General features: G+C 66.4%; 14 protein-coding genes. 4 read left to right on the plus strand and 10 right to left on the minus strand.

Annotation, left to right across the window (positions count from 1 at the left end; all coding sequences use genetic code 11):
- Positions 1-87: 87 nt before the first annotated feature.
- The 3 genes from TEP_RS11005 to TEP_RS11015 form a co-directional block, all read right to left on the minus strand.
- Positions 88-1923 carry a monovalent cation:proton antiporter-2 (CPA2) family protein gene (locus TEP_RS11005; protein WP_059063917.1) on the minus strand — a complete coding sequence of 612 codons (1836 nt, stop codon included), beginning with the start codon at positions 1921-1923 and terminating at the stop codon, positions 88-90.
- A 219-nt stretch (positions 1924-2142) separates the two neighbouring features.
- A complete protein-coding gene (moeB, locus tag TEP_RS11010; protein WP_132825314.1) occupies positions 2143-3279 on the minus strand; it encodes a molybdopterin-synthase adenylyltransferase MoeB in 1137 nt (378 codons plus the stop codon).
- Between the two features lie 156 nt (positions 3280-3435).
- Positions 3436-4368 (minus strand): LysR family transcriptional regulator, encoded by a 933-nt coding sequence (locus TEP_RS11015; protein WP_132826516.1) that lies wholly within the window; start codon positions 4366-4368, stop codon positions 3436-3438.
- Between the two features lie 173 nt (positions 4369-4541).
- On the opposite strand from TEP_RS11015, the gene TEP_RS11020 reads away from it, so the two are divergent.
- The gene (locus tag TEP_RS11020) at positions 4542-5510 is read left to right on the plus strand and encodes an alcohol dehydrogenase catalytic domain-containing protein (RefSeq protein WP_240790692.1); all 969 of its coding nucleotides are present in this window, start codon (positions 4542-4544) and stop codon (positions 5508-5510) included.
- Positions 5511-5597: 87 nt separating this feature from the next.
- On the opposite strand, the gene der is transcribed toward TEP_RS11020, so the two are convergent.
- The 7 genes from der to ndk all read right to left on the minus strand — a co-directional run bounded on the left by der (position 5598) and on the right by ndk (position 12217).
- On the minus strand, positions 5598-6995 hold the full coding sequence (der, locus tag TEP_RS11025) for a ribosome biogenesis GTPase Der (RefSeq protein ID WP_093819797.1): 1398 nt from the start codon (positions 6993-6995) through the stop codon (positions 5598-5600).
- A gap of 15 nt (positions 6996-7010) precedes the next feature.
- Positions 7011-8219: an outer membrane protein assembly factor BamB gene (bamB, locus tag TEP_RS11030; RefSeq protein ID WP_132825315.1), complete on the minus strand. Its 1209-nt coding sequence runs from the start codon at positions 8217-8219 to the stop codon at positions 7011-7013.
- Entirely contained in the window at positions 8219-8857 is a 639-nt protein-coding gene (locus tag TEP_RS11035; protein ID WP_025874997.1) for a tetratricopeptide repeat protein, read from the minus strand. The genes bamB and TEP_RS11035 overlap by 1 nt, the downstream gene beginning before the upstream one ends.
- Positions 8858-8921: 64 nt before the next feature.
- On the minus strand, positions 8922-9782 hold the full coding sequence (locus TEP_RS11040; RefSeq protein WP_132825316.1) for a RodZ domain-containing protein: 861 nt from the start codon (positions 9780-9782) through the stop codon (positions 8922-8924).
- An 18-nt stretch (positions 9783-9800) separates the two neighbouring features.
- Positions 9801-10589 carry a tetratricopeptide repeat protein gene (locus tag TEP_RS11045; RefSeq protein WP_132825317.1) on the minus strand — a complete coding sequence of 263 codons (789 nt, stop codon included), beginning with the start codon at positions 10587-10589 and terminating at the stop codon, positions 9801-9803.
- Positions 10576-11781, minus strand: coding sequence for a 23S rRNA (adenine(2503)-C(2))-methyltransferase RlmN (gene rlmN, locus TEP_RS11050; protein WP_093819808.1), 1206 nt, complete (start codon positions 11779-11781; stop codon positions 10576-10578). The genes TEP_RS11045 and rlmN overlap by 14 nt, the downstream gene beginning before the upstream one ends.
- A 10-nt stretch (positions 11782-11791) precedes the next feature.
- Positions 11792-12217 (minus strand): nucleoside-diphosphate kinase, encoded by a 426-nt coding sequence (gene ndk / locus TEP_RS11055; protein WP_005409295.1) that lies wholly within the window; start codon positions 12215-12217, stop codon positions 11792-11794.
- A 322-nt stretch (positions 12218-12539) separates the two neighbouring features.
- On the opposite strand from ndk, the gene TEP_RS11060 reads away from it, so the two are divergent.
- The 3 genes from TEP_RS11060 to TEP_RS11070 all read left to right on the plus strand — a co-directional run bounded on the left by TEP_RS11060 (position 12540) and on the right by TEP_RS11070 (position 16929).
- A complete protein-coding gene (locus tag TEP_RS11060; RefSeq protein WP_025875011.1) occupies positions 12540-13208 on the plus strand; it encodes a TetR family transcriptional regulator in 669 nt (222 codons plus the stop codon).
- A 26-nt stretch (positions 13209-13234) separates the two neighbouring features.
- Positions 13235-15607: a 3-hydroxyacyl-CoA dehydrogenase/enoyl-CoA hydratase family protein gene (locus TEP_RS11065; protein ID WP_132825318.1), complete on the plus strand. Its 2373-nt coding sequence runs from the start codon at positions 13235-13237 to the stop codon at positions 15605-15607.
- 113 nt (positions 15608-15720) lie between these two features.
- Positions 15721-16929 (plus strand): acetyl-CoA C-acyltransferase, encoded by a 1209-nt coding sequence (locus TEP_RS11070; RefSeq protein ID WP_132825319.1) that lies wholly within the window; start codon positions 15721-15723, stop codon positions 16927-16929.
- Positions 16930-17348 lie beyond the last annotated feature (419 nt).

Below are 17348 nucleotides of genomic sequence, written 5' to 3' on the forward strand. Positions count from 1 at the left end.
GGCCACGCCCGGCGCTACCCACGAATCGCGCGACGCCCGGGTAGCGCCGGGCCANGCCCGGCGAACGCGATGCGCGGCGCGTGACGATCATTCCTCTTCTTCTTCCGGCACTTCATCCGCATTGAGCGTGCGTGCCTTGCGCTTGGGCGCGGTGAACGGCGTCGGCGTCGGCACACCCGGCAGCGCGCTGCCGAACACCATGTGCGCGCCGGCCCTCAGGCTGCCACCGGCCATTTCCAGCTCGAAGCGCTCGGCATCGCGCTCGCGGATCTGCTCGGCAATCTCGCGCGCATCGTCTTCGTCCGCGCCCAGTTCCACCAGTGCCGCCTGCCCGAACAGCAGTGCCGACTCGAACGTTTCGCGGATCTGAAAGTCCACGCCGGCATGGATCAGCCGCAGCGAATGTTCGCGGTCGAACGAGCGCACCAGCAGCTTGGCCTGCGGGAACTGATGGGCCACCAGCTCGACGATGCGGTCGGCGTCCTCGGCATTGTTCACGCACACCGCAATCGCCCGCGCACTGCCCGCGCCAGAGGCATGCAGCACGTCCAGCCGTGTGCCGTCGCCGTAATAGATCTTGAAACCGAAGCGCTCGGCGTTGTGGATCATCTCCACATCGTTGTCGATGATGGTCACGTCCACGTCGCGGGCCAGCAGCGACTGGCTGGCCACCTGGCCGAAGCGGCCGAAGCCGATCAGCAGCACGCTGCCGGACAGGCCATCGGCGGTATCCACGCCTTCCAGGCTGACGGTCGGCGTGGGCGCCACGCGCTTGTAGACCAGCACCACCAGCGGCGTCAGCGCCATCGACAGCACCACCACGGCGGTGAAGTTGGCATTGATGTCCAGGCTGATCACCCCGGCACTGGCTGCGGCCGAGAACAGCACGAAGGCGAACTCGCCGCCCTGCGCCATCAGCACGCCACGGTCCAGCGCCTGCGCGTGGTCGCTGCCCATCAGGCGCGCAACCACGTAGATGCACAACGCCTTGGCCGCCATCAGCGCCACTACCAGGCCAAGGATCATCGGCCAATTGCCGGCCACCACGCCCAGGTCCAGCGCCATGCCCACGCTGAGGAAGAACAGGCCCAGCAGGATGCCGCGGAACGGTTCGATGTCCGCTTCGATCTGGTGGCGGAAGGTTGATTCGCTCAGCAGCACGCCGGCCAGGAACGCGCCCATCGCCATCGACAACCCGGACAGCTGCATCAGCAGCGCCGCGCCCAGCACCACCAGCAGTGCTGCGGCGGTCATCACTTCGCGCGCCTTCGATTCGGCCAGCACGCGGAACAGCGGATTGAGCAGGAAGCGGCCGACCAGCACCAGGCCGACGATGGCACCCACGCCGATCGCCACCGACATCCAGCGCGAGCCCTCGCCATCGGCGCTGCCGGCAGCCGGCGCCATCCACGCGACAAGCGCCAGCAACGGCACGATCAGCAGGTCTTCGAACAACAGGATCGAGACGATCTTCTGCCCCGACGGCAGCGCGATGTCGCCGCGCTCGGCCAGCAGTTGCATCACCACCGCAGTGGAAGTCAGCACGAAACCGGTGGCGCCGATGAAGGCGATCTGCCACGGCAGCCCGAACAGCTTGGCGATGCTGGTCAGCACCAGCGCGCAGGTGACGATCTGCAGCGTGCCCAGCCCGAAGATTTCCTTGCGCAGGCTCCACAGGTGCGAGGGCCGCATTTCCAGGCCGATGACGAACAGGAACATGACCACGCCGAGTTCGGCGGTATGCAGGATCGCCTGCGGGTCGGAGAACCAGCCCAGCCCGAACGGGCCGATCGCCAGGCCGGCGGCGAAGTAGCCCAGCACCGAGCCCAGGCCGAGCCGACGGAACAGCGGCACCATCACCACCGCTGCGCCCAACAGGGCGACGACCTTGACCAGCTCGCTGGTCGCTGCTTCTACCGCCATGCGGTGGGTTCCCCGGAAATCGAAATCGGCCTCAACGATAGAGCAACACCGATGACGGCAATAGCACGTGTGTTGCGTTTTATTGTCTTGGAGATGGAACGATAGCGGGGTGCCCCGCGGCATCATCCCGAAACCATAACCGGTAGCGCCGGGCCATGCCCGGCGAGCGCAGCGGCGCGCGCGGGTACATCCGCCGGGCATGGCCCGGCGCTACCAGGTTCACCCGCTCCGGCAGAACGCGGCGTAATCGATATACCCCGGGAACGGCACGCCCGGCGCGCACACCGCGCACTGCGGGTCGGGGCTGATGCGGGTCTCGCGGAAGCGCATGCCCAGCGCGTCAAAGCGCAGCAGGCGGCCCACCAACGGTTCGCCGATGCCCAGCAGCAGCTTCAGCACCTCGGTGGCCTGCAGCACACCTGCCAGGCCGGGCAGCACGCCCAGCACGCCGGCCTCGGAACAGTTGGGCGCGAATTCCGGCGGCGGCGGCTCCGGGAACAGGCAGCGGTAGCACGGCGCCACTCCGCGCTGGCGGCCGGCATCGAACACGCTCACCTGGCCATCGAAGCGCTCGATGGCGGCGTAGACCATCGGCGTGGCGTGCTTGATGCAGGCATCGTTGAGCAGGTAGCGCAACGGGAAGTTGTCCGAACCGTCCAGCACCACGTCAACGTCCTGCAGCAGGCGGTCCACGTTCTCCGAGGTGACCCGCTCGGGCACGGCCTCGACCTCGATGGACGGGTTCAACGCCAGCAGCCGCTCACGTGCCGAATCAACCTTCAGCTGGCCGACGCTGGCCTCGGTATGCACGACCTGCCGGTGCAGGTTGCTACGCTCCACGCGGTCGTGGTCGGCAAAACGCAGGTGCCCTACCCCGGCGGCCGCCAGGTAGAACCCGGCCGGCGCGCCCAGGCCGCCCGCGCCCAGCACCAGCACCCGCGACTGCTGCAGGCGGCGCTGGCCGGCCTCGCCCACCTGCGGCAGCAGCAGGTGGCGCGAATAGCGGTCGTAGAAATCGCGGTCGGCGGCGCTGGCCAGCGGCTGCACCAGCGGCAGCGACTGCTCGCGCCAGGCCACGGTGCCGCCCGTCACGGAAGCCACCTGGGTGTAGCCGGCGTCCAGCAGGAACTGCACGGCGTCGGCCGAGCGCTTGCCGCTCTGGCAGATCAGCAGGATCTCCTGGTCGCGTCGCGGCAGATGCGCAATCGGGTCGACCTGCAGCTCGCCCTTGGCCACGCCGCGCGCGCCCTCGGCCATGCCCCCGGCCCGTTCATGCGCCTCGCGCACATCGATCAGCACGGCACCGTGGGCCAGGCGCTCACGTGCCTGCGCGGGGGAAATCTCTTGGATGCTCATGGCTGCATTATCGCGCACGTGGCGCCGGCCCGCCTTGACCAGAATCTGTAGAGCCGAGCCCATGCTCGGCTGCTTTTTGCGCATTGCCGCGCGCGCTGTGCGCACCAGCCGAGCACGGGCTCGGCTATACAGGTCCACCGCAAGCGTAGCCCGGCGCTACCCTGGCTGCCCGCGCCCACCGTGCTGTTCTTGAAGCAGACCGATCAACGCCTTCAGCCCTGGCGGCACGTGCCGATGGCCCGGGTAGTACAGCGAAAGGCCGGGAAACTCGGGACACCAGTCCTCAAGCAACCGCAGCAGGCGACCATCGGCCAATGGCTCCAGTGCCAGGTGCTCGGGAACGAACGCAATACCGATGCCGTCAACGGCGGCGTCGACCATCAACGGCTGGTCCGTCAGCGTGATCGGCCCGGAGACGTTCACCCGCTCGGTGGTGCCTTGATGCTCGAACTCCCAGCGGTAGATCGCCCCACTTTCGAAGCGGAAACGAATGCAGTTGTGCTGATGGAGATCCAGCGGCCGCAGTGGTCGGCCATGCGCCTGCAGGTACGCTGGCGAGGCAACCGCCGCGAACCGCATGGGCGCGGTCACTGCAATCGCGACCATGTCCTGGGGCACGGCTTCGGTAAGGCGGATACCTGCATCGAACCCATCCGAAACGATGTCGCCCAACCTGCCGTCACTGACGATATCCAGGTGCACCAGCGGGTACTGGCGCAGGAACCGTGCAAGCACCGGTTTCAGCACGAGCCGTATGGCGCCTTCACTGGCGTTGATGCGGACCGTGCCACGCGGCGTGCCGGCCTCAGTATCCACCGACTGCAGGGCATCTTCGATCGAGGCCATGGCCGGACGCAGTTTTTCCGCCAGTCGCTCCCCGGCGTCGGTCAGCGAGACGCTGCGCGTGGTGCGATTGAACAGGCGCGCACCCAGCCGCTGCTCGAGCGCCTTGATCGCATGACTGATCGCCGACGGTGTGATGTTCAACTCGGCCGCCGCGCTGCGGAAGCTCCGATGCGCTGTAACCGCCAGGAACGCCGTGAAGGCAGCCAGATCGCCTCCGCTGTATTGTTGAATGCGATTCACCATATCGTGAAATATTGGAGCGATTGTCTTGATAGTCAACCGATTCTACGCTCCGGGTTGTCCGCGGGCACACGCCCTCGGCGCTCACCCACCGGGACAGGATCAAGACGATGAAAACGATGAAAGCGGTTGTGATGACCGGGCCAAATGCGCCGTGGCAAGTGCAGGACGTGCCGATGCCCGTGATCGAACCGGGCCAGGTACTGGTCAAGGTCCACGCGTCGGGCATGTGCTACACGGACGTGTGGGCAACCCAAGGCTATGGCGGCGACATCTACCCGCAGACACCAGGGCATGAAGTGGTCGGCGAGGTCGTGGAAGTGGGTGCGGGTGTGCACACGCGCCGGGTGGGCGATCGCGTGGGCACCTCATGGGTCCAATCCGCGTGCGGCCGATGCCCCTACTGCCGCGAGAGCCGCCCCTTGTCCGGGCAGACCGCGATGAATTGCGATGCGCCTCGCACCACTGGCTTCGCCGCGCAGGGTGGACATGCACAGTACATCGCCATCTCTGCCGAAGGCACGGTACTGCTGCCTGACGGCCTGTCCTACGTGGACGCAGCGCCGATGATGTGTGCCGGCTACACCACATGGAGCGGGCTGCGTGATGCGGCGCCCCAGCCACGGGAAAAGATCGCGGTACTTGGCATCGGCGGGCTGGGCCACGTCGCCCTGCAGCTATCCAAGGCCTGTGGCTTCGAGACCATCGCCATCACCCATTCTGCAGACAAGCATACGCTCGCCCTGCAGCTGGGCGCCGACCAGGTCGTGGCCAATGGCAAGGAGTTGAAGGCCATCGGTGGCGCCGACGTGCTGCTGGTGACCACCAATGAATTCAGCTCGGCCGAGGAGGCAATGGCCGGTCTGCGTGTCGACGGGCGCGTTGTGCTGTGCGGCCTGGACTTCAGCCAGCCCTTCTCGATCTCGTCCGAAGGCGTGCCGTTCCACATGATGCGCCAGCGCGTGATCGGTGCCACCCATGGTGGCCAGCACTACCTCAGTGAAGTGCTGCAGCTTGCCGCGGCCGGCAAGGTGAAGCCGATGGTCGAGACCTTTGATCTGGATCGGGCGACCGAGGCGTATGACCGCCTGTCGTCGGGAAGAATGAGGTTCCGTGGCGTGCTGTTGCCGTGGGGCAGCGCCTGAGAGCGGGCGCCCGATGCCGCCGGGCATGGCCCGGCGCTACCGGCATCTGCAACGAAAAAGGCGACCCTGCGGCCGCCTTCTCGTGAATCACTTGCCCTTGACGTGCTTCATCAAGCGCCGCTTGGCCTTGACCTGTCGTTCGGTCAGCACGTTCTTCTTGCCTTCGTACGGGTTGGCACCCTCGCGGAAGATGAACTGCACCGGCGTTCCGATCAGCTTGAAGCGCTTGCGGAAGAAATTCTCCAGGTAGCGCTTGTACGACTCCTGCAGTTCCTTCAGGCGGGTGCCGTGCACGATGAAGGTCGGCGGGTTGGCGCCGGCCGGGTGCACGTAACGCAGCTTGGAGACGTGGCCGCGGATGGTCGGCGGCGGGTTGGTCTCGTAGGCCACTTCCAGCGCCTTGTTCACTTCACTGGTGGTGAAGGTCTTGTTCGCCGATTCGTGCGCGCGGTGCACCGCACGGAACAGCTCGCGCAGGCCCGAGCCATGCTTGGCCGAGATGCGCACCGATTCGGCCCACGGCACGAAGCCCAGGCGCAGCGACAGCATCGTTTCGGCCTGCTCACGCTGGTAGTCGGTCAGGCCGTCCCACTTGTTGATCGCGATCACCAGCGCGCGGCCGGCATCCAGCACGGCGCCGAGCACGGTGGCGTCCTGGTCGGTCACGCCTTCGGTGGCATCGAGCATCAGCACGGCCACCTGGCACTGCTCGATCGACTGCATGGTCTTGACCACCGAGAACTTCTCGACGACCTCGTCCACGCGCGAACGGCGGCGCAGGCCGGCGGTGTCGATCAGGCGGTACTCGCGGCCGTCACGCTCCAGGTCCACCGAGATCGAATCGCGGGTGGTGCCCGGCACGTCCGAGGCGATCATGCGCTCTTCGCCGAGGATGCGGTTGACCAGGGTCGACTTGCCAACGTTCGGGCGGCCGACGAAGGCGATGCGGATGCGGTTCGGATCGTTGTCCAGCTCTTCGCCGCTGCCCTCTTCCGGCAAGCGCTGGATGACCTCGTCAAGCAGGTCGTCCAGGCCCTGGCGGTGGGCAGCCGACACGGTCAGCATCTCGCTGAAGCCGTAGCGGGCGAACTCCGAACGCACGGTGTCCTCGTCGGTGCCGTCGATCTTGTTGATCAGCAGCAGCGTCGGGCGCGACAGCTTGCGCAGCCAGGCCAGGATCTCATCGTCCATCGCCGAGGTGCCCTCGCGGGCATCGACGACGAACAGGATCAGGTCAGCTTCGCCAGCGGCAGCACGGGCCTGGCGCGTGGTAGCACCAGCCAGGCCTTCTTCTTCCTCTGCGATGCCGCCGGTATCGACGACGAGGAAATGGTTGTCCTCGTCAAGCCGGCAGACGCCATAGTTGCGGTCCCGGGTGACGCCGGGCTGGTCATGGACCAGGGCGTCACGTGTACGGGTCAGTGCATTGAATATGGTCGACTTGCCGACATTCGGCCGTCCAACCAGGGCGACCAAAGGCAGCATCGCGATTACTCCGTATTAATTTGCCAACCGGAATGCGGTCAGCTTGCCATCAACGTTCTGCACCAGCAGCACTCCATCGACGACGATTGGCTGGGCCAGAAGCGCATCACCGCCGCTTTTCGCCCGCGCCGCCATCGCGCCATCGGAGGCCTGCAGCCAATGCAGGTATCCCTTGTAGTCACCGACTACCACGTAGTCGCCGTGCAGCGCCGGGCCGGTCAGCGAGCGCCGGGCCAGTGCGGTCTGCGACCACATCGCCGCGCCGCTGGCCTTGTCCAGGCCGAACACGCCGCCCTTGTTGTCGGTAACGAAAACATTGCCCGAAGACACCGCCACGCCGCCGGCACCGCCGTGGTCGCGCGCCCACAGCGGGCGACCGGTCGGGCCTTCGATGGCCATGGTCTGGTTCTTGAAGCTGCTCACGAACAGCGTGTTGCCGTCGAGCACCGGGGCGCCATCGACGTCGGCCATGCGGTCCAGCTCGGTACGGCCTTCGCCGGTACCCACGTTCTGGTCCCACAGCGTGCGGCCGTCCTGCATGGCCAGCGCAGAAACGCTGCCCTCGTCCTTGCCGATGAACAGCACGCCCGGACCAGCCACCACCGGCGCGTTGCCACGCACGGTCAGCGCCGGCAGCTCGCTGGGGTTGAACCACTTCTGGGTACCATTGCCGGCGTCGAACGCGGTGACGCGACCGTCATTGCTGCGCACGAAGACCATGCCCTGGGCAATGGCCGGCGCGGCGATCACTTCGTTGGGCACGCGTGCGCGCCACTTCTCGCTGCCATCGTTGATGTCCAGCGCGATCACCTGGCCATCGAGGGTACCGATGACCACCAGGTTCTCGCCGACGCCCGGACCACCGGACAGCCGCAGCTTGGCCTTCTTCTTTTCCTTCTTCGGCTCCCAGGTCCAGACCTTCTTGCCGGTCTGCAGGTCGATGGCGTGCACGCCACCGGTGATCGCTGCGGCGAACACGTGGCCATTGGCCACTGCCGGGCCCTGGCGCACGCCGATGCGGCGCTCGCCCTTGCCCAGGTTGACCGACCAGGCCTTGTTGACCTTCAGGGTCGGCTCGAACTTCACCAGTTCGGCCGGCTCCTGTGCCTTCTTCGCTGCTGCGTCCTTGCCGGCGAACCAGCCCTTCATGGTGCTGCAACCGGACAGTGCCATGCCGAGCATGAGCACGGAGGCGACGCGGGTGATCATGACCTTCTGACTCATCAAACCGACTCCGCAGGGGCGGCGACGGTGCCGCCGGCGTCCATAACCTTGGTTTCCAGCAGGCGCCGCTGCGGCGCTGCCACGTCCAGCGTTTTCAGCGCCTTCTCATACTGTTCGCGGGCCGCGTCACGCTTGCCCTGCGCCATCAGCGCATCGCCATGGATTTCCAGGCTGCTGCTGTCGGTGGCGCTGCCCAGCAGCTTGATCGCTTCGTCGCCCTTGCCGGTAGCCACCAGCAGGCGTGCCACGCGCTGGTCGACCACGCGCTGCAGGTCGCCTTCGACCTTCACCGCGCGCAGGGTGGCCAGCGCCTCTTCATTCTTGCCGGCATCGACCTGGGCCTTGGCCAGCTGCAGCGCCGCCAGGTCGCCGTAGATGCTGGACGGGCCAGCCTCCAGCGCCTTGACCGCCTTCGCAGCGTCGTCAAGCTTGTTCTGCTGCAGGCCCACCAGGGCCTTCTGGTACTCGACATTGGCCGAGGCCAGCTTGCCGCCCTGATCCTTCTGGTACCACTGCCAGCCGGCAATGGCACCGATGGCGATGACTACGCCACCGAGGATGCTGGCACCATTCTTCCGCAGCCAGCTGCGGACGCGTTCACTTTGTTCGTGCTCGTCGAGCAGGTCGTCGATCGCCATGCGTACTCTCGCCCCGCCCATCGGGAGGGACCATTGGGATTATCGAAGGTGGTGAAACCGCGCCTCAGTGTGAAACCGGGACAACGGAGCCTTCAGAGGATACCTGAAAGCGTGCCACGTTGGCTCGCTGATAGGGCGTCAGATCGACGATAGCGCCATTCTGCTGAACCTGGACCGCCGAGGCGTTGCCCAGGGTGACCCGGGCCACCTGGCCGGGGGTGAAGCTGCGGGTCTCGCCCGCCTTGATCAACGCCTTCTCCACGCTGCCGCCATCCGGACCGGCGATATCGACCCAGCTGTCGCCACTGAACTGCATGTCCAGGTTGGCGGCAGCGGCCGGCGCAGCGCGCGGCACCGGGGCCAGCGAGGCGACGTACGGGGTGGCGGCCGGCTTGGCGACGGGCGCGGCCGCGACCTCGGCGGGTGCCGCAGCGGCGGAACCGGGACCGGCCGGGGTAACCGGCACGGCGGCCGGGATCACGTCCAGCGACGCGGTGCTCGGTGAAGGCGCGGTGCCATCGAAATGGCCGCGGGTGGCGAACCAGACCGGGACCGCCAGCACGGCGGTAATACCGACATACAGCGCACGGCGGCCGAGATTCTCGGCGATCCGGCGCGCACGCGGGGTATGGGTGTGGCTGACCAGGGTGGGCGGAACCACCGGGCCGACCTGGGCCTGTTCCAGCAGTTCGCTGACATCGACGCCGAGCAGGCGGGCGTAGCTGCGCAGCTGGCCGCGCACGAACACCGGCGCTCCCAGCTTCTGCCACTGCTCCTGCTCGAGCGACTTCACCACTTGAACCGGCATGCGCAGGCGCTGGCCGACATCTTCGAGGGTCAGTCCGGCGGCCTCGCGGGCCTGGCGCAGGCGGGTGCCGCAGCCGGCCACGGTCTCGAGATCGCTCACAGTCTGGTCATCAATCACAATGCATCAACCCTGGAGTTAGGAGCCCGCGTCCTGCGGAAATTCCTGTCGAATCCGCTGAAGATAGCGATCAGATGCTGCCTGATCACCCAGTCGCGCCTCGATTTCAGACGCAAGTTGTAACACGGAACGCGTGGCCGGTGCAGCCGCAATCCTACGTTCGGCGAAGGCCCGGGCTTCCATGAACTGGCCGCGACGGAAGCTCAGCTGGGCCATCGCCTCCAACGCGACCGGGTTGCCAGGCACGTGGGAAAGGGCCGCGCGCAGGTCGCGTTCGGCACGTTCAAGCTGGCCAGCGTCCAGCGCGCATCCACCGGCATTGGCCAGGGCAGCGGCGGGCGTGGCGTAGTCCGGGGCCGTCAGGGCACGATCGAACCAGACCAGCGATTCGGCCGAGTGGCCGTGCTGGCACAACCATGCCGCATAATTATTGAGAACGTCACCGCGTTGTGGTGCCAGCTCTGCAGCGCGGCGGAAGCCATCCCCCGCCTGCTGCTCGCGACCCCTGCGGTCTTCCACACCGGCCAGCAGCATCACCGCGTCCACACCATTGGGCTGCAGCTTCAACGCGCGGCGCACCTTGCGCTCGGCCTCATCCAGGTTGCCCACCTGCATGTCGCGGGCGGCCAGCGCCAGCAGGTCCTCGTAGTGGAACTTCTGGCGCACGCCCGGCGCATCGCGGACGCTGTGGATCGGCGCAACCCCGCCCGGGCCGATCGGGATCTCACTGGTGGTCGTGCAACCGCCCGCTGCCAATGCCAGCGCGCCTGCGAACAGGGCCACCGGCAGGCGGTCAGGCCGCGGCATCGCTCCCCTTCCCCGCCTGCAGCGTCTTGTTGAACTCGGCCTGGCGGCGGGTACGATCCATCACCTGGCCCTTGAGCTGGCCACAGGCGGCGTCGATATCGTCGCCACGGGTGCGGCGCACCATGGTCAACACGTTGCTGTCGAGCAGGATCTTCTGGAAGGCGCGGATATGCGCTTCTTCCGAGCGCTCGTAGCGGGTACCCGGGAACGGGTTGAACGGGATCAGGTTGACCTTGCCCGAGTCCCTGGCCTGCACCGCGTTGTCGAACTGGTGCATCAGCCGCGCCAGCTGGCGGGCGTGCTCGGGCTGGTCGTTGATGCCCTTCATCAGGGTGTATTCGAAGGTGACCGATTCGCGGCGCTTGTTGGCGCGCAGGTAGCGTGCGCACGAAGCCATCAGCTCGGCGATCGGGTACTTCTTGTTGAGCGGCACGAGGGTCTCGCGCAGCTCGTCGTTCGGCGCATGCAGCGACACCGCCAGCGACACGTCGCTTTCGGCGGACAGGCGGTCGATCTGCGGCACCAGGCCGGAGGTCGACAGCGTCACGCGCTTGTTGGCCAAGCCGTAGCCCAGATCGTCGCGCATCACGCTCATGGCACGCACGACGTTGTCGAAATTCATCAACGGCTCGCCCATGCCCATCATCACCACGTTGGTGAGGCGGCGCATCTGGTGCGGCACGTTGCCCAGGTGGCGTGCGGCAATCCACACCTGGCCGATGATCTCGGCGGTGGTCAGGTTGCGGTTGAAGCCCTGGGTGGCGGTGGAGCAGAACGTGCAGTTCAGGCCACAACCGACCTGCGAGGACACGCACAGCGTGCCGCGGGTCTTGTCGGGGATGTACACGGTCTCGATGGCGTTCTTGCCATCCACGCCCATCGCCAGCAGCCACTTGTGGGTGCCGTCGGCGGAGGGCTTGTCGAAGATGATGTTCGGGACGAGGACCTCGGCATGCTCCTGCAGCTTGGCGCGCAGGACCTTGCCGAGGTCGGTCATCTCATCGAACTCGGTGACGTAGCGATGGTGGATCCACTTCATCACCTGGTGGGCGCGGAACTTCTTCTCGCCGAGAACCTCGACGAAAAACTTCTCCAGGCCCGCGCGATCGAGGTCGAGCAGGTTCTGCTTGCCAGCCGTGGGTGCCGACTTCGGCAGCGGCTGGATGGCGATTTTCTGTACGACCTCGTTCACGGCATTACTCTCAGCGCGAGACGACTTCGGTGGCGGCGAAGAAGTAGGCGATCTCAATCGCGGCATTCTCGACCGAGTCCGAGCCGTGGGCGGCATTGGCATCGATGGATTCGGCGAAGTCGGCGCGGATCGTGCCCGGCGCGGCTTCCTTCGGGTTGGTGGCGCCCAGCAGGTCGCGGTGGGCCAGGACGGCGTTCTCGCCTTCCAGGGCCTGGATCATCACCGGGCCGGAGATCATGAACTCGACCAGCGCGTTGAAGAACGGACGCTCGCGGTGCACGGCGTAGAAGCCTTCGGCTTCACGACGCGACAGCTGCTTGTACTTGGCGGCCACGACCTTCAGGCCGGCCTTCTCGAAGCGGGCGTAGATTTCGCCGATGACGTTCTTGGCAACGGCGTCCGGCTTGATGATCGAAAGGGTGCGCTCCAGCGCCATGGGATGTCTCCAATGGAATCGGGCCGCTTATGGCCCGAAGGGTAACATGAAAAAAACCCGCGTCGGGACGCGGGCTTAGCCTGATAAACGTGCGCGGATTGTAAAAGATCCCGTTCAGTAGTGCCAGCCCACGGCTGGCAGGCAGGATGCCGGATCTCGAGCGCCGGAGCCTACCCATTCAGGATCAAGCGTTGCCAGCCATGGGCTGGCACTACTGAATCCCTTGTAACCGGGTGACAGGATTTTGCTGCACTGCAAAATGCCATACGGTACCGTCTGGTTCTAGTATCAAACAATCGTTTGATTAAGGTCTGCCNGCCCGATGGCCAAGCCCGCCCACTTCTCGACCAAGGACCGGATCCTCGGCGCCGCCGAGGAGCTGTTCGCCCAGCACGGCTTCGCCGGCACCTCGCTGCGCCAGGTCACCAGCCAGGCCGACGTCAACATCGCTGCGGTCAACTACCACTTCGGCTCCAAGGAAAACCTGGTCAACGAGGTGTTCCGCCGCCGCATGGACGAGATGACCGGCGCCCGCTTGGCCCAGCTCGAGCGTGCCCGCAACGAACACCCCGGGCAACTGCGGCCGGTGCTGGCCGCCTTCGTCGAGCCGGCCCTGGCGCTGGCCCAGGACCGCCAGAACGGCGGTGCCTTCGTCCGCGTGATCGCTCGTGCCTACGCTGAAAAGAACGACAACCTGCGCAAGTTCCTGTCCGACCACTACGGCCACGTGCTGCGTGAGTTCGGCAAGGCGATCGCCACCTGCGTGCCCGGCCTGAGCAAGGAAGAGCTCTATTGGCGCCTGGATTTCCTCGCTGGCTCGCTGACCTATGCCATGGCCGATTTCGGGCTGATCAAGCGACCCGCCGGTGTCACCGAAACGGCGCATCGTGCCCATGCCGCCCATGAACTGATCCATTTCGCCGAGGCCGGATTCCGTGCCGCCGCCCGCAGCGGCAGCGCCCTGCCCGCCTCCATTGATTCCACCCAGTAACTGCTGACCAACAAAGGCCCTACACCATGTCCAATTCCCTGCTAGTCCGCCGCGCCGCCGTGCTGGGTGCCGGCGTCATGGGTGCCCAGATCGCCGCCCACCTCACCAATGCCGGCGTCGACACCGTGCTGTTCGACCTGCCTGCCAAGGAAGGTCCGGCCGATGGCATCGTGCTGAAGTCGATCGTCAACCTCGGCAAGCTGAGCCCGGCGCCGCTGGCCAGCAAGTCGCTGGCCGAAGCCATCACCCCGGCCAACTACGAGACCGGCCTGGAACAGCTGAAGGACTGCGACCTGATCATCGAGGCCATCGCCGAGCGCATGGACTGGAAGCAGGACCTGTACAAGAAGATCGCCCCGTTCGTGGCCGACCACGCCGTGCTGGCCTCCAACACTTCGGGCCTGGGCATCAACAAGCTGGCCGACGTGCTGCCCGAACAGCTGCGCCACCGCTTCTGCGGCGTGCATTTCTTCAACCCGCCGCGCTACATGCACCTTGCCGAGCTGATCCCGGCCACCACCACCGACGCCAGCGTGCTGGAAGGCCTGGAAGCGTTCCTGGTCACCACTCTGGGCAAGGGCGTGGTGTACGCCAAGGACACCCCGAACTTCATCGGCAACCGCATCGGTGTGTTCTCGATCCTGTCCACCATCCACCACACCCAGGAATTCGGCCTGGGCTTCGACGAAGTGGACGGCCTGACCGGCCCGCTGGTCGGCCGCCCGAAGTCGGCCACCTACCGCACCTCCGACGTGGTCGGCCTGGACACCATGGCCCACGTCATCAAGACCATGGGCGATACCCTGCCCAATGACCCGTGGCATGAATTCTTCAAGTCGCCGAAGTGGCTGGATGCGCTGATTGCCAAGGGCGCACTGGGCCAGAAGACCGGCGCCGGCATCTTCCGCAAGGTCGGCAAGGACATCGTGGTGCTGGACCTGGAAAAGCAGGACTACCGTCCGGCCGACCGCGCCGCCGCACCGGAAGTGGTCGAGATCCTGAAGATCAAGAACCCGGCCGAGAAGTTCGCCAAGCTGCGCGAGAGCCAGCACCCGCAGGCGCAGTTCCTGTGGGCGACCTTCCGCGACCTGTTCCACTACAGCGCCTACCACCTGGCCGACATCGCCGAGACCGCGCGCGACGTTGACCTGGCCATCCGCTGGGGCTACGGCTGGTCTCTGGGCCCGTTCGAAACCTGGCAGGCTGCCGGCTGGAAGCAGGTCGCGCAGTGGATCGCCGATGACATCGTCGCCGGCAAGAGCATGAGCAACGCCCCGCTGCCGGACTGGGTGTTCGATGGCCGCGATGGCGTGCATGCCGCCGAGGGCAGCTACAGCCCGTCGCGCAACGCCAAGCTGCCGCGTTCGTCGCTGCCGGTGTACCAGCGCCAGCGCTTCCCCGATCCGCTGCTGGGCGAGAAGTTCGCGCCGGGCGAGACCGTGTTCGAGAACGACGGCCTGCGCATGTGGCACGACGGCGATGGCATCGCCGTGGTCAGCTTCAAGACCAAGATGAACACCGTGTCCGACCACGTGCTGGATGGCCTGCAGGAATGCGTCACCCGCGCAGAGAAGGACTTCCAGGGCCTGGTGATCTGGCAGCAGAAGGAGCCCTTCTCCGCCGGTGCCGACCTGGCCGGTGCGCTGGGCCTGCTGCAGGCCGGCAAGGTCGACCAGTTCGAAGAAATGGTGGCCAACTTCCAGCGCACCAGCCAGCGCATCAAGTACTCGCTGGTGCCGGTGGTGGCAGCGGTGCGTGGCCTGGCCCTGGGTGGCGGCTGCGAGTTCCAGATGCACAGCGCCAAGACCGTGGCCTTCCTGGAAAGCTACATCGGCCTGGTCGAGGCCGGCGTCGGCCTGCTGCCGGCCGGTGGTGGCCTGAAGGAGCTGGCCGTGCGCGCCTCGCAGGCTGCGGGTCCGGGCGGTGACGTGTTCGCCGAACTGAAGAAGACCTTCGAGACCGTGGCGATGGCCAAGGTCTCCAACTCGGCGGTCAACGCCAAGGAACTGGGCCTGCTGCGCAGCACCGACAAGGTGGTGTTCAACAGCTACGAAGCGCTGTACATCGCCAAGGCCGAAGCCCGCGCGCTGGCCGAAGCGGGCTACCGTCCGCCGCTGCCGGCACGCCGCATCCAGGTGGCCGGTGACGTCGGTATCGCCACCTTCAAGATGATGCTGGTCAACATGCTGGAAGGCCGTTTCATCAGCCCGTACGACTACGAGATCGCCGAGCGCATCGCCACCGTGCTGTGCGGCGGCAAGGTCGACCGCGGCACCCTGGTCGACGAAGAGTGGCTGCTGACCCTGGAGCGCAAGCACTTCGTCGAACTGGCCCAGCAGGAAAAGACCCAGGCCCGCATCGCGCACATGCTCAAGACCGGCAAGCCGCTGCGTAACTGATCGCCCCTCCCTGCTTCCGGTGGGTGCCGACCGTTGGTCGGCACTCCCTCTGCCCCCGGTGGGTGCCGACCGTTGGTCGGCACTCCGGCTAAAAAATTCAAGAGATCACTGCAATGACCAAGCAAATCCAGGACGCCTACATCGTCGCCGCCACCCGCACCCCGGTTGGCAAGGCGCCCAAGGGCATGTTCCGCAACACCCGCCCCGACGACATGCTCGCCCACGTGCTGCGCAGCGTCGTGGCGCAGGCGCCGGGCGTGGACGTCAACCGCATCGATGACGCGATCATCGGCTGCGCGATGCCCGAAGCCGAGCAGGGCATGAACGTGGCCCGCATCGGCGTGCTGCTGGCCGGCCTGCCGAACACCATCGCTGCGCAGACCGTGAACCGCTTCTGCTCCTCCGGTCTGCAGGCCGTGGCGCAGGCGGCCGACGCGATCCGCCTTGGCAACGCCGACCTGATGCTGGCCGGCGGCACCGAATCGATGTCGATGGTGCCGATGATGGGCAACAAGATTGCGATGGCCCCGAGCGTGTTCGACAACGACCACGTCGCCATCGCCTACGGCATGGGCATCACCGCCGAGAAGGTCGCTGAAGAGTGGAAGGTCTCGCGCGAAGACCAGGACGCGTTCGCCCTGGCCTCGCACCAGAAGGCCATGGCCGCCATCCAGAACGGCGACTTCAAGGACGAGATCAGCCCGTACGAGATCGTCTCGCACCAGCCCGACCTGGCCGACGGCAAGCGCATCATCACCCGCAACAAGATTGCCGACACCGACGAAGGCCCGCGCCCGGATTCCTCCGCTGAAGGCCTGGCCAAGCTGCGTCCGGTGTTCCGCAACGGCCAGTTCGGCGGCACCGTCACTGCCGGCAACTCCTCGCAGATGAGCGATGGCGCCGGCGCGGTACTGCTGGCGTCGGAACAGGCAATCAAGGATTACGGCCTGACCCCGCTGGCCCGCTTCGTCAGCTTCTCGGTGGCCGGCGTGCGCCCGGAAGTGATGGGCATCGGCCCGATCGCCGCGATTCCGAAGGCGCTGAAGCAGGCCGGCCTGAGCCAGGACCAGCTGGACTGGATCGAGCTCAACGAAGCCTTCGCCGCGCAGTCGCTGGCCGTCATCCGTGACTGCGGCCTGGACCCGAGCAAGCTCAACCCGCTGGGCGGCGCGATCGCGCTGGGCCATCCGCTGGGTGCGACCGGCGCGATCCGTACCGCGACCCTGCTGCATGGCCTGCGCCGTCGCCAGCAGAAGTACGGCATGGTGACGATGTGCATCGGCACCGGCATGGGTGCGGCGGGCATTTTCGAGGCGCTGTAAGGTTCAAAGCGCTGCCTCGTTGGGCTTCATGGCGTGGGCCGGGTTGGCAGGGCTACCCGGGACACGAACCCATCCGTGGGCTCGATGGCGCCATCCATGGCGCCAACGGTCCCGGGNAGCCCTGCCNACCCGGCCCTTCCAGCCTCCCCGCGGCGGAGGGGTGAGCAAAGGCAGGATCAAGAGCTGGGGTCAGAGCCCTTTGCTACGCAAAGGGATCCGACCCGGACTCGACGCTCGCGGAAACAAAAAAGGCAGCCATCGGCTGCCTTTTTGCTTTTGCTCTTGCCCTTGATTCCGCCCTTCCCGTCCGCGCCCGCAGGAAACCTGACAGGCGGGACGGGTGGGCCGTTGCAGGACCGTTGGCGCCATGGATGGCGCCATCGAGCCCCCATGGATGGGTTTACGGCGTGTCCTGCAAC

Source organism: Stenotrophomonas sp. TEPEL (assembly GCF_004348785.1).
Taxonomy (GTDB): Bacteria; Pseudomonadota; Gammaproteobacteria; order Xanthomonadales; family Xanthomonadaceae; genus Stenotrophomonas; species Stenotrophomonas indicatrix.